The 12,843-nt window shown below is 61.8% G+C and carries 13 protein-coding genes; 8 read left to right on the plus strand and 5 right to left on the minus strand.

Annotated elements, in window-relative coordinates; all coding sequences use genetic code 11:
• The first annotated feature begins 13 nt into the window (after nt 1-13).
• The 3 genes from E4656_RS08270 (at nt 14) to E4656_RS08280 (ending at nt 4,160) form a co-directional block, all read left to right on the plus strand.
• Entirely contained in the window at nt 14-793 is a 780-nt protein-coding gene (locus tag E4656_RS08270; protein ID WP_240753938.1) for a 3-hydroxybutyrate dehydrogenase, read from the plus strand.
• Nucleotides 794-890: 97 nt separating this feature from the next.
• Nucleotides 891-2,861, plus strand: coding sequence for an acetoacetate--CoA ligase (locus E4656_RS08275; protein ID WP_205849147.1), 1,971 nt, complete (start codon nt 891-893; stop codon nt 2,859-2,861).
• Nucleotides 2,862-2,981: 120 nt separating this feature from the next.
• A complete protein-coding gene (locus E4656_RS08280) occupies nt 2,982-4,160 on the plus strand; it encodes a thiolase family protein (protein ID WP_135482724.1) in 1,179 nt (392 codons plus the stop codon).
• A 9-nt stretch (nt 4,161-4,169) separates the two neighbouring features.
• On the opposite strand, the gene E4656_RS08285 is transcribed toward E4656_RS08280, so the two are convergent.
• From E4656_RS08285 to E4656_RS08300, 4 genes are all read right to left on the minus strand, one after another.
• Entirely contained in the window at nt 4,170-4,685 is a 516-nt protein-coding gene (locus tag E4656_RS08285) for a uracil-DNA glycosylase family protein (RefSeq protein WP_240753939.1), read from the minus strand.
• Nucleotides 4,686-4,750: 65 nt separating this feature from the next.
• The gene (locus E4656_RS08290) at nt 4,751-5,470 is read right to left on the minus strand and encodes a DUF481 domain-containing protein (protein WP_135482726.1); all 720 of its coding nucleotides are present in this window, start codon (nt 5,468-5,470) and stop codon (nt 4,751-4,753) included.
• A gap of 33 nt (nt 5,471-5,503) precedes the next feature.
• The gene (locus tag E4656_RS08295; protein WP_135482727.1) at nt 5,504-5,986 is read right to left on the minus strand and encodes a hypothetical protein; all 483 of its coding nucleotides are present in this window, start codon (nt 5,984-5,986) and stop codon (nt 5,504-5,506) included.
• Between the two features lie 136 nt (nt 5,987-6,122).
• Nucleotides 6,123-7,067, minus strand: coding sequence for a YihY/virulence factor BrkB family protein (locus E4656_RS08300; protein ID WP_205849148.1), 945 nt, complete (start codon nt 7,065-7,067; stop codon nt 6,123-6,125).
• 145 nt (nt 7,068-7,212) lie between these two features.
• On the opposite strand from E4656_RS08300, the gene E4656_RS08305 reads away from it, so the two are divergent.
• Nucleotides 7,213-7,548 carry a hypothetical protein gene (locus E4656_RS08305; RefSeq protein ID WP_135482729.1) on the plus strand — a complete coding sequence of 112 codons (336 nt, stop codon included), beginning with the start codon at nt 7,213-7,215 and terminating at the stop codon, nt 7,546-7,548.
• Between the two features lie 12 nt (nt 7,549-7,560).
• Here E4656_RS08305 and E4656_RS08310 read toward each other — a convergent pair whose 3' ends face one another.
• A complete protein-coding gene (locus E4656_RS08310) occupies nt 7,561-9,150 on the minus strand; it encodes a methyl-accepting chemotaxis protein (protein ID WP_135482730.1) in 1,590 nt (529 codons plus the stop codon).
• Nucleotides 9,151-9,362: 212 nt separating this feature from the next.
• Between E4656_RS08310 and E4656_RS08315 the strand changes: the two genes are divergently transcribed.
• The 4 genes from E4656_RS08315 (at nt 9,363) to prpC (ending at nt 12,574) form a co-directional block, all read left to right on the plus strand.
• Nucleotides 9,363-10,040 carry a GntR family transcriptional regulator gene (locus tag E4656_RS08315; RefSeq protein WP_135482731.1) on the plus strand — a complete coding sequence of 226 codons (678 nt, stop codon included), beginning with the start codon at nt 9,363-9,365 and terminating at the stop codon, nt 10,038-10,040.
• A 57-nt stretch (nt 10,041-10,097) separates the two neighbouring features.
• Complete coding sequence (locus E4656_RS20220; RefSeq protein ID WP_167855984.1) at nt 10,098-10,241, plus strand: hypothetical protein; 144 nt, start codon at nt 10,098-10,100, stop codon at nt 10,239-10,241.
• A 291-nt stretch (nt 10,242-10,532) separates the two neighbouring features.
• Nucleotides 10,533-11,405, plus strand: coding sequence for a methylisocitrate lyase (gene prpB, locus E4656_RS08320; protein ID WP_135482732.1), 873 nt, complete (start codon nt 10,533-10,535; stop codon nt 11,403-11,405).
• Between the two features lie 20 nt (nt 11,406-11,425).
• Nucleotides 11,426-12,574, plus strand: coding sequence for a bifunctional 2-methylcitrate synthase/citrate synthase (gene prpC, locus E4656_RS08325; protein WP_135482733.1), 1,149 nt, complete (start codon nt 11,426-11,428; stop codon nt 12,572-12,574).
• The last annotated feature ends 269 nt before the right edge of the window (nt 12,575-12,843 follow it).

Raw genomic sequence — 12,843 nt, forward strand, 5'->3', positions numbered from 1 at the left:
AAGGGGTCTGCTCATGTCCATGAAAGGCAAGAGTGTATTGATCACGGGCGGCGGCAGCGGCATTGGCCTGGCCATCGCCCGCGGCTTTCTCAATGAAGGGGCCCGAGTCGCCATTGTCGACAAGAAACCGGAAGCTCTGGACCAGGCCATGGCAGCACTGGACGCCAACGGCAATGACTGCATGGGACTGGCCTGCGACGTGACCGACGAGGCTGCGTTCAAGGATGCCATCGATCAGGTGCTGGATCGTTTCAACGGTCTGGATGTGCTGATCAACAACGCTGGCATGCAGCACGTGGCCGCCATCGAAGACTTCCCCGCAGACCGCTTTCGGCTGCTGCTGGACATCATGCTGACTGCACCCTTTCTCGCCACCAAGTATGTGTTTCCGGTGATGAAAGAGCAGCGCAGCGGTCGCATCATCAACATGGCGTCGATCAATGGCCTGGTCGGTTTTGCCGGCAAGGCGGGCTACAACTCGGCCAAGCACGGCGTGATCGGCCTGACCAAGGTCGCGGCGCTGGAAGGCGCCTCCTACGGCATCAATGTCAACGCCCTGTGCCCCGGCTATGTGGACACCCCGCTGGTGCGCAATCAGTTGCAGGATCTGGCCAACACGCGCGGCGTCGAGCTGGAAAGCGTGCTGGAAGACGTGATCTATCCGCTGGTGCCCCAGCGCCGCCTGCTGGATCCGGAAGAAGTCGCGGACTATTGCCTGTTTCTCGCCAGCAACAAGGCCCGCGGCGTCACCGGCCAGGCCGTGGTCCTCGACGGCGGGTACACTGCACAGTAATCCTTACAGCTGCGACCGTTCTGCCTGCACCGGGGTTGTGCTCGGGCAGGCCTTTTTTACGTTACCCTATGACTGAAGACTTTCCGGGAGGGAGCCGATGTCAACTGCCCCACACCTGTCGAACGAACCTTTGTGGACGCCCAGTGCCGACCGCATCGCCCAGAGCCGCATGACCAACTTCATGCAGGCCATGAACCAGACGCACGGGCTCAGCCTGACCACCTACGATGACCTCTACGCATGGAGTGTCAGGCACAGCGAGTCATTCTGGAGCTGTTTCTGGGACTATGCCGGCATTCAGACAGCGCAGAAAGGAGACACCGTACTGATCGATGGCGACCGGATGCCGGGCGCCCGCTGGTTTCCCGAAGCCCGCCTGAACTTTGCCGAGAATCTGCTACGCTACCGGGACGAACGTCCGGCACTGGTGTTCCGTGATGAAGAAGGCCACGGTCTGACTCTGACCTACGCCGAGCTCTACACCGAAGTGGCCCGCCTGGCCCATGCCCTGCGCACCCACGGCATTGTCTCCGGCGACCGGGTCTCCGGTTTCATGCCGAACATGGCAGAGACCGTGATCGCCATGCTGGCTTCGGCCTCCATTGGCGCCATCTGGAGCTCCTGCTCACCCGACTTCGGTATTCAGGGCGTGGTCGATCGCTTCGGACAGGTCAGACCCCGTATTCTGATTACCGCCGATGGCTATCGCTACAACGGCAAGCAGCTCGACTGCCTGCAGCGGGTCCGTGAGATTGCGCAGGAGATTCCCGGCATTGAACGGATTCTGGTGGTGCCCTATCAGAACCGCCGGCCAGACCTGACCGGCCTGCCCCAGGCTGTCCTCTGGCCGGAATTCACCGACAATGACGCGCGCGAGATCGAATTCGAGCCTCTGCCTTTCGACCACCCGCTCTACATCATGTACAGCTCGGGCACCACGGGTGTACCCAAGTGCATTGTGCACAGTGGCGGCGGCACGCTGATCCAGCATCTCAAGGAGCACATGCTGCACGCCGACCTGGATCGCGATGATGTACTCTTCTACTACACCACCTGTGGCTGGATGATGTGGAACTGGCTGGTCAGCGGGCTGGCGGTGGGCTGTACCGTGGTGCTGTATGACGGTTCGCCGATGGCACCGAAGGTGGACAGCCTGTGGGACATGGCCGAAGAGGAAGGTGTCAGCGTCTTCGGTACCAGTGCCAAGTATATAGCGGCACTGGAAAAAGGCGGCGCTCGCCCTGGCAGCACACATGATGTGCGTCGCCTGCGCGCCGTACTCTCTACCGGCTCACCGCTGGCCCCGGAAAGCTTTGATTATGTCTACCGCGAGATCAAGCAGGACCTGCTGCTGGGCTCGATCTCCGGCGGTACCGATATTGTCTCCTGCTTTGCCCTGAGCTGTCCCATTCGCCCGGTATACAGCGGCGAGCTGCAATGTCGGGGCCTGGGCATGGCGGTGGATATCTTTGACGACGACGGACATCCGGTACGCGGCGAAAAGGGCGAACTGGTCTGTACTCGCCCCTTCCCGTCCATGCCGATCTATTTCTGGGATGATCCGGAGAACGAAAAATATCGCGGTGCCTATTTCGAGAAGTTCGACAATATCTGGGCCCATGGCGACTATGGCGAAATCACCCCGCGCGACGGCGTGATCATCCACGGCCGCTCGGATGCGGTGCTGAACCCGGGCGGGGTGCGTATCGGCACGGCGGAGATCTACCGTCAGGTGGAAAAGGTGGAAGCCGTCCTCGAAAGCCTGGCCATTGGTCAGCCCTGGGAGGATTCCGAGCGGGTCATCCTGTTTGTGCGCCTGCGCGATGGCATGACGCTGGACGATGCGCTGACCGATCAGATTCGCAAGACCATCCGCGCCAATACCACACCGCGCCATGTGCCGGCCAGGGTGATACAGGTGGCGGATATTCCACGCACCATCAGCGGCAAGATTGTGGAACTGGCGGTGCGCAAGATGGTGCTCGGCGAAACCATCAAGAACAGGGACGCCCTGGCCAACCCGGAAGCGCTGGAGCTGTTCCGGGATTTGCCCGAATTGAAAACGTAAACGGCAGACAGTGCACAGTCGACAGTAGACGGTAAATCCGAGACGTGGCTGATTGTTCGGACTCACCTTGCTGTCTTCTGTCGGCTGTCGACCGTCTACTCATTGAACTGGAGACTTGTAATGACTGACGACATCGTAATCGTAGCCGCCCGCCGCACCCCGACCGGGGCCCTGGCGGGTGCGCTGAGTGGGGCCAGGGGCCCGGACCTGGGCGCGACAGCGATTCGCGCGGCGGTCGAGGCCGCCGGCGTCAGCCCGGACCGTGTCAACGAAGTGATCATGGGCTGTGTGCTGCCCGCCGGCGTCGGCCAGGCGCCGGCACGACAGGCCGGCCGGGGCGCAGGCCTGCCCGACAGCACCCCCTGCACCACCATCAACAAGGTCTGCGGCTCGGGCATGAAGGCCACCATGCTGGCCCATGACCTGCTCAAAGCCGGCAGCGCCGATGTCGCCGTCGCCGGCGGCATGGAAAGCATGAGCCAGTCCCCCTACCTGCTGCCCAAGGCCCGTCAGGGCATGCGCATGGGCCATGGCGAGGTCATTGACCATATGCTGCTCGACGGCCTCGAGGACGCCTATGGCGCCGGCCTGATGGGCTCCGTGGCGCAGAAAACCGCCGATGAGTACAAACTGACCCGGGAAGACATGGATGCCTTTGCCATCGAGTCCGTCAAACGGGCCCAGGCAGCGGTAAACTCCGGTGCCTTCAAAAACGAGATTGCACCGGTCACGATCAAGGACCGCAAGGGCGAGACGGTCGTCGATACCGATGAGCCGCCCATGCGCGCCAATATCGACAAGATTCCGGGCCTGCGCCCGGCCTTCGCCAAAGACGGCACCCTGACGGCCGCCAACTCAAGCTCCATTTCCGATGGCGCCGCTGCTCTGGTGCTGATGCGGGCTTCCGATGCACAGGCGCAGGGCCTGAAGCCCATGGCGCGCATCGCCGCCCATGCCACCCATGCACGGCTGCCGGCCGAGTTCACCATCGCGCCCATAGGTGCCATTCAGAAGGCACTGGACAAGGCGGGCTGGCAGGCCGGAGACGTGGACTGCTACGAAATCAATGAAGCCTTCGCCATGGTCACCATGCTGGCCCAGCGCGAACTGGACCTGGACCCGGCCCGGGTCAATGTGCATGGCGGCGCCTGTGCGCTGGGCCATCCCATCGGCGCCAGCGGTGCGCGTATTCTGGTCACCCTGCTGCATGCCCTGCAGACCCGCGGCAAGAAGCGTGGTCTGGCATCACTGTGCATTGGCGGTGGCGAAGCGACCGCCATGGCAGTGGAACTGCTCTGATCGGCAGCCTCACGGGTGCAACACCGTATGCACCCGCTCGCGCAAATCAGGCAGCAGTTCCTGTTCGAACCAGGGATGGCGCTGCAGCCAACCCTGGTTGCGCGGGCTCGGGTGCGGCAGCGGCACATGATACGGCCACCAGGTCCGCCAGCCTCTGACCGTAGCGGTCACCGAGCCGGGCCGGTCCGGCAGGTGCCAGGCCTGAGCATACTGACCAATGACCAGCGTCAGTTGGATATTCGGCAACTGATCCAGCAGGCTCTGCCGCCACAGCGGGGCACACTCCGGCTTGGGTGGCAGGTCGCCCGAACGCCCCTTGCCTGGGTAGCAGAACCCCATGGGCAGAATGGCCACCTGCGCCGGGTCGTAGAAGGTGGCTTCATCCATGCCCAGCCATTTCCGCAGCCGGTTGCCGCTGGCATCATTGAACGGGATGCCGGTCTCGTGCACTCGCCTGCCCGGCGCCTGCCCTGCAATCAGCACGCGAGCCGAAGACGCGGCCTGCACCACAGGTCGCGGCCCCATTGGCAAACGATCTGCGCAGTGTGTGCACCGACCTGCCTCTGTCAGCAGGCGCTCGAGTGAACTCATCAGAACTGATAACCCAGGCTCACTGTGGCCGTGCTGTCCGTCCGCGAGAAAGACTCCGGCACGGAGGAATTGAAGCGATGATCATAGGCGAACCGGAACCTGGCTTGCTCCGTCAGCATGACGGTAATATTGCTGAGCGAGCGCGTAATAACGCGGCTGTCGCTGATTTCAGTATCCACCGACTGGCTGAAGGTGGCGGTCTCGTCAGGCCGCCAGCGGTAGTTGAGACCGAAGACCAGCAGGCCCTCTCTCAGTACTTCGCCAGTGGTAGCTCGGCGCAACTCCCGAAAACCGAGACCGGCTTCGGTTTCAGCGCTCAACTGATGTTCCGGCGTCTGCACAATGCGATAACCGTACCCCAGGGAGCTGGTGAAGTTGTAGTCAAAGGCGGCATAACGATCATTCTCGTAGCGTACCTTGTTGAATAGATAGTGACGCTCGCCCAGCTTGTAGTCCAGTTGATTGCTCAGGGCATAACGGCGCGCCACCTCGGTGCCGGAGTTCAGGGCGTAAAAGCCTTCAACCCGGGCTCTGTTGCGCAGAATCTCGCCGTTGCGCAGTATCGTCAGGGCGCCATTGAAGCGCTGGATGTCGGTGTTGCCGGCGATCAGTACCGCTCCGACTTCAACCTCCCCTGACCAGACACGACTTTCATCCTCCTGAGCCTGCGCCACAACCGAAAGACTGAGACCCAGCAGTAACATGCTCCATCGAAACATATTCCTGCTCCAACCCACCTTGAAGCAGAAAGCCTAACAGGCTCGGCCGCACGCTTCGAGTGCGCGCTGACAGCGCAGCAGTGTGAGCTGGCAGGGGCTGCGCAGGTGAACCACCACTGACCGCCCTCTCTGCTCCGGCATCAGATACAGGGTATCGCCGGCATGCTGCAGCTCGAGCCACTCGTGGTCGGTCAGATTCAGGTCAATGTAATTGCGGTGAAAACTGTAGGTGGCGAAGCGTTTGGCCACTGCTTCTATCGCTGGCATGGCCTGCTCGGCATCAAGCCTGATATCCACCACGGCCCGATGCTCGGTACGAACTTCCGGAATACCACCCAGTTTGCGGATTCGGTAGTACCGGTACAGACTGATACCCAACGCCAGAACCAGGGGAAACAACACCAGCAGCCAGGTCGTGCCGGTCAGTTGCAAATGACCGCTCTGATAATACTGCAGGCCCAGCATCAGAAGTGCTGCGCCCAGAGCCCAGGCCAGTTCCTTGCGCCAGTCACGCATCACGCCCACCAGACACCAAGTGAAACTCCTTTTTCTCTTTGTCCCTTGTACCACCCACCCTACCGGGCTGATCCGGCGCGCACCACAGAAAAGTGATCAAAATGTGAACTGCACAACAATCTCTCCGAGCCCAGCATCAGCGCTCGTCGAGCAGTTCCTTGCGCACGGCCATGGCGGTTGCCTTGGGGCGTATGGGTCGCCCTCTGGCTTCCATCTGAGCGCGGGCGACAGCCGCGCCCACCAGCAACGTCAGCGAGGAATACTGCACCCAGATCAGGAACAGCACCATGGACCCTGCTGCGCCATAGGCCGACGCAATGGCCAGGCTGGTCAGGTAGCGCGCCATCAGGACGCGACCGAGGAAAAACAGCAAGGCGGTGATCAGGGCACCAAACCAGACATCACTCCAGCGCAGCCGCACGTCCGGCAGAATCTTGAAGATGGCGGCAAACAGGACCGTCATCACGGCCAGCGAGAAGCCCAGCTCCAGCCAGAACACAGCGGCGGACCCCAACGGTATCCACTGGTCGGCAAAGCTCAGTACAGCCTGCAGCACTACACTGAGCAACAGCGACATCAACAGTATGAACCCTATGGACAGCACAATGGTCAGTGACAGCAGGCGATTCTTGAGCATGATATAGAGCCCGCTGCGGCTCGGTTTGGGCACCACATCCCAGACCACATTCAGGGACTGCTGCATCTGTGCAAACACTGTGGTCGCGCCGATCAGGATGGCGATCACGCCGATCAGGGTCGGCAGCCAGCCGCCGGCATCCAGCTGAATGCTGAGCACGGCGGTTTCGACAAAGCCTGCCGCCTCCGGGCCTATCATCTCGGTCAACTGGGTCAGCAGCCGACCCTCGGCCGCAGCCCCGCCCAGTATCAGGCCGGTGACCGCCACCGCCACGATCATCACCGGCGCGATGGAGAACAGGGTAAAGAAGGCCAGTGCTGCGGCATGGATCAGTATCTTGCTGTCGGCACAGTGGCGCAAGGCTCCGGCCACGACCCCAGACCAGAACAAGGCAAAGGCCTGCGAGCGGTCTAACCTGTGCTGAAACGACTTGGACAAGGCCACCTTTTGTTCACCTATCTGCGCACCTGTTGCATAGCGGGCCATCGTACTATAGTTAATGAACCAATGAACAATTCCTCGTACCGGCGCAGGCCCGCCAGAACGATTTCAGAAATGAACCACAACAACAATTAGACAGACGGGTGCCATGACCGCACTGAGAATTGCCCTGATTCTGCTGCGCGCAATGCTGGACGAACTGCCGGGACACTACAGCCCGATTGCCGGTGCTGCGCTGCTTTGTGCACTGGTTGCACTGGTGGTCAGTGCCCCCATGGTCTGGCTGATGAGCCAGTATTTTGCCCTGGTGATCCCGGGCATGATCGTAATTGGTGTGGCGGCACAGGCCACGCTGATCTGCCCCTGCTTCCTCCTGCCCGAACGCTGTGCCGGCGGTCTGGCAGGAGCGCTCAGTGGCATCCTGGCGCTGGTCGTTCTGGGTACTCTGCTGCCGGCCCTGCTGACACAGGTAACCCTGCTGTAGGGTGCGCAGCGGTCAGGAGGACTCGGTACTGAAATAGCCCACCCGGAAACCGCCCCAGTGACGCCCGTTGACATGGATGGGGGCCGACACATCGTGCATGACCTCGCCGGTATCCCGCTTGTAGGTCTGCAGCAGAAAGGGTTCTTCGTGACTGCCGCAGCGCTGGCCGGTGCGGTCACGGAAAATCCGCTTGGTCCGGTTGCGTGCCACGTCCACCTTGGGATCTCCGGTCAGCGGCTGACTGAACTTGCGATTGTGAGTGGGGAAGTAACCGTTCAGGTCCACGGCGCCGGCAAACACGATATCGGGGTGCTGCTCGAGAATGGGTTCCTGCACCGCCGGAAAGCAGTCATCGGTCAGAGCGTCAAAGGGGCTGTTATACTTTTCGGGGTCGGCGTTGGCGATCGGCTGGTAGTCGAAACGGAACAGCTCCGATTCGCGAATGCGACCGTCGGCGATGGCCTGTTCCAGCACGGCACCTATGGCCCGGGCCGCCGTCATGGCCACTCGGGCATGGGTTCGATGCTGATCATCCACGTCAAAGTGACGCAACTCCGTAAACACCGTTTCGGTATGCTCACTCAGATGCAGTATGCGCTCGGAGGCTTCACCAATGGTCTGTTCGATGTCATGCATGGACCCGTGCAACTGCTCCACCTCTGCGCTGATGCCCTCACTGCTCTGGGCCGACGTAGCCTGCAGTTCGGCAATGCGCTGCACGTTCTGATGCGCTTCCGTCATCACGGCATTGACCTCCTGCAGGCGCGTTCCGATCGTGGACAGCACTGTGTCCAGCGCCTTGTCCGACGTCAGCAGGTCTTCCAGGGCACCACTGACGGCAGTGGTCTGCTGCTGCATGCTGCCAAGCACCGTCTGAATGGACTGGGTTGCGTTGCCGGTCTGCTGGGCCAGACCGCGCACCTCATCGGCCACCACAGCAAACCCACGCCCCTGATCGCCGGCTCGAGCGGCTTCTATGGCTGCATTGAGGGCCAGCAGGTTGGTCTGGTCAGCCAGCCGATTGATAGTTGCTATGACGCCCTCTATCGATTCGGACTGATCTGTCAGTTCCTTCATCAGTGCCTGGCAGTGACTCAGTTTCTGATGCTGGGACGCCCTGGCTGCATTGACTTCGGACATCTGCTGATGGCCATCTGCCGCCTCTCGACCGGCCTGCATCACCCGGGTACTGGCATCATCCATGGCATCGGTAATCTCGGCGGCGGAATGCTCCAGCTGTTCTACCCGGCTGCGGATATTGACCGCAACCCTGTTCTGGTTGGACAGATGCCCCTGAATACCATCCAGGAAATGCGAGGCGTCCGCAGCGCCGATGGCGATACGACTGGCCGCGCTGCTGATCAGTCTTGGGCCCTGCGCATCTTCAGCCGGAGGCTGTGCCGCCTGCAGGGCAGACAGGGTGCGTGAACGGCACAGATGCAGCAACACCAGCGAAGCACTGCCCATCAGCAGCGCCAGCCCCCAGGCCGGCATACCGGAAAAGGTGGCAATACCAGCCACCAGCCCCACTATCGTGGCTCCCGCCCAACAGTAAAAGCGATCCGCAATGGCGCCGGATCGTCTGGAAACGACCTGTGTCATGCCTCAGTCCTGATCATTATTGTTATACAGACCCGCAGCGGAGCGACGGGCCGGGACGACCCGAAAATAATCCCATGACGACGAAATGAACGGTATTCGACTTTGATCTAATACGCGAATGGCTGGCCCATATTGTCGACAATATAGGCCCATATCTTTGACTTTACTGATTATATGGCCTATTTTGTCGACAATTTATCGAGGAACACACTATGGCAGCGGCGCGTGAACTGACCAGCAGCACCATTTCTGCCGACCTGGCAGAGCAACTGAGTCAGGCCATCATCAAGGGCGATATAGCCCAGGGCAGCAAGCTCTCCGAGCCCGAGCTGGCCCGCCGTTTCGGGGTGTCCCGTGGTCCGCTGCGTGAAGCCATAGTGCGCCTGGAGGGCATGGGGCTGGTTACCCGTCAGCCCAATGTGGGCGCGCGCGTGATCCGGCTGACCGTGGAGGATGTGGCAGCGACCTTCGCCATTCGCGAAGCTCTGGAAGGCATGGCCGCGCGGCTCGCCTGCAGTGCAGCCACCGATGCCGAGCTGGCAGATCTGCAGGCGCTGCTGGACCAGCATGAGGCCGAACTGGCAGCCAGTGGGGACGGCCACTACGCTGATCAGGAAGGCAATTACGATTTTCACAACCGGATCATACGCGCCAGCCACAATGAGCAGTTGATTTCGCTGCTGGGCGATGAGCTGTATGCGCGCATCCGGATGTACCGCCAGCAGACGGCGGACCACCGCACGGACCCTCGGCAGGCATTGCGGGAACACAGAATGATTGTGGATGCACTGGTGAATCGGGAGGCCGATCTGGCGGAGATGCTGATGCGGCGGCACATATCGCGCTCGCAGCGGTTGCTGGAGGTGTATTTGCGGGAGTCGGTGGGGTGATGGGACAAGCCGCCTCTGCGGGGTACCCTGACCGCAGACACGCAAAAAACGTCATCCATGACAGCTCGACTACGGCCGTCCATGGCCGTAGACGGTCTGCGGATCAGGGTACCACCGCGCGGCGGCAGCACCATCGGTGGCTACTCTCAAAAGGCGGCTGACGCCGCCATCGGCCAGGGGCTGGCCTCCTACGGAACATAACCACCGTAGGAGAGCCGGTCCGACGTTTCGGCCCCGTGCGCGATGGGGCCGCAGGCCCCTGAGTTGGGGAGGCACGGCTGGAGTCGCCTGCCGGGTGCATGCCCTGTGAGACCGTTTGCGGCCAGGGATGGCCGCAACCGAGCTGTCAGGGACGACGTTTTTTGCGTGTCTCACAGGGCATGTGCCCGTGCGTGGCGACGGCCCGCCTGGCACCCCGCAGAGGTGGCCTTTTTCGGGATAGTGGTTTCCGCCTGCCTGCAGCCTGACAACGAATACGAGAGGAGAATGACAATGAGCATGACACCCGGCAAGAAATTCCGGCAGGCAGTGGAGGCGAACAGCCCGCTGCAGGTGGTGGGCACCATCAACGCCTACACCGCCATGATGGCCGAGCAGGTCGGCCATCAGGCCATCTACCTGTCGGGCGGTGGGGTGGCCAACGCCTCCTATGGCCTGCCCGACCTGGGCGTCACCACCCTGAATGACGTCCTGACCGACGTCGCCCGCATCACCGCTGCCAGTGACGCCCCGCTGCTGGTCGATATCGACACCGGCTTCGGCGGCGCCTTCAGCATCGCCCGCACCATAAGGGAAATGGAACGCGCCGGCGCGGCTGCCGTGCACATCGAGGACCAGGTGCAGCAGAAACGCTGCGGCCACCGGCCCAACAAGGCCATCGTCTCCCAGGGCGAAATGGTCGACCGGGTCAAGGCGGCCGTGGATGCCCGCCAGGACGACGACTTCGTCATCATGGCGCGCACCGATGCGCTGCAGGTCGAAGGCATGGACGCCGCCATCGAGCGCGCCCGGGCCTGTGTCGAGGCCGGTGCCGACATGATCTTTCCCGAGGCCATGCAGACGCTGGAGCAGTACCAGCAATTCGTGCAGGCCGTGCAGGTGCCCGTGCTGGCCAATATCACCGAATTTGGCGCCACGCCCCTGTTCAGCTGCGACGAACTGGGCAGCGTGGGCATCAAACTGGTGCTGTACCCGCTGTCAGCCTTCCGGGCCATGAACAAGGCGGCCCTGAATGTGTATCAGCACCTGCTCGACGAGGGTAATCAGAAGGCCCTGATCGACCAGATGCAGACGCGGGAAGAGCTGTACGATTTTCTGAACTACCATGACTATGAGCGCAAACTGGACGCCCTGTTCAAACAGTGACAGGCGCACCGGAGGACACCATGAGCAACCACAACAAGAGCAACAACAAGGCAGCCCCAGCCAGTACCGGCCTGCGCGGTCAGAGTGCCGGCTCAACCGAGATATGCACCGTAGGCCAGAGCGGCACCGGACTGACCTATCGCGGCTACGACATTACCGACCTGGCCCAGCAGGCGACCTTTGAAGAGGTGGCCTATCTGCTGCTGTATGGTCACCTGCCCACACAGAGCGAACTCGACGGCTATATCAAGCGCCTCAAGGGCATGCGCACTTTGCCCGACGCCCTGAAAGCCGTGCTCGAGCAGATCCCGGCCGATGCCCATCCGATGGATGTGATGCGCACCGGCTGCGCCATGCTGGGCACGCTGGAAACCGAGCACAGCTTCAGTGACCAGCTTGACCACATTGATCGCATGCTGGCCCTGTTCCCGGCCATCATCACCTACTGGTACCGCTACAGTCATGACGGCCAGCGCATCGACACCGAGGCGCCCGAGGTCGATACCATAGGCGCGCATTTTCTGGCGCTGCTGCAGGACAGGACACCGTCACAGCTGCATGCGGACGTGATGAACACCTCGCTGATCCTGTATGCCGAGCACGAGTTCAATGCCTCGACCTTCACTGCCCGCGTCTGCGCCTCCACGCTGTCGGATATTCATTCCTGCATCACCGGCGCCATTGGCTCGCTGCGTGGCCCACTGCACGGCGGCGCCAACGAGGCAGCAATGGACATGATCGAGCAGTGGTCCTCCCCGGCCCAGGCAGAGCAGGGGCTGCTGGACATGCTGGCCCGCAAGGACAAGGTGATGGGCTTTGGCCATGCCATCTACCGCACCAGTGATCCGCGCAATGCGCTGATCAAGCCGTGGGCGGAGAAGCTGGCCGAGGCCTATGGTGACCGCACGCTGTATGACGTGTCGGTGCGCTGCGAGGACGTCATGTGGCGAGAGAAGAAGCTGTTCCCGAATGCGGATTTCTTCCATGCGTCGGCCTATCACTATATGGGCATTCCAACCAAGCTGTTCACGCCCATCTTTGTGATGTCGCGGCTGACCGGCTGGGCGGCGCATGTGATGGAGCAGCGGGACAACAACCGGATCATCCGGCCATCGGCCGATTACACCGGACCCGAGCCGCAGCAGTGGGTGCCTATCGAGGAGCGGTGAGTGCTGCTCAGACAGGCTGTAGGCTGTGGCCCTTGGCCACGCATGGGTTGGCCCCTGTTTGTCCGGTTACCTTTGGAGCCAGCCCGACCGTCGCCACCCGCGTATCGGGCTGGAAGCACGGGCGCCTGGGGTGCCAGGCGGACCGTCGCCATGCGCGGGTACATGCCTGTGAGACACGCAAAATACGTCATCCATGACAGCTCGACTACGGCCGTCCATGGCCGTAGACGGTCTCACAGTGCATGCACCCGGCTGGCGACTCCAACCGT

The sequence above is a fragment of the Natronospirillum operosum genome (genome assembly GCF_004768465.1).
In the GTDB taxonomy this organism is placed as follows: Bacteria; Pseudomonadota; Gammaproteobacteria; order Pseudomonadales; family Natronospirillaceae; genus Natronospirillum; species Natronospirillum operosum.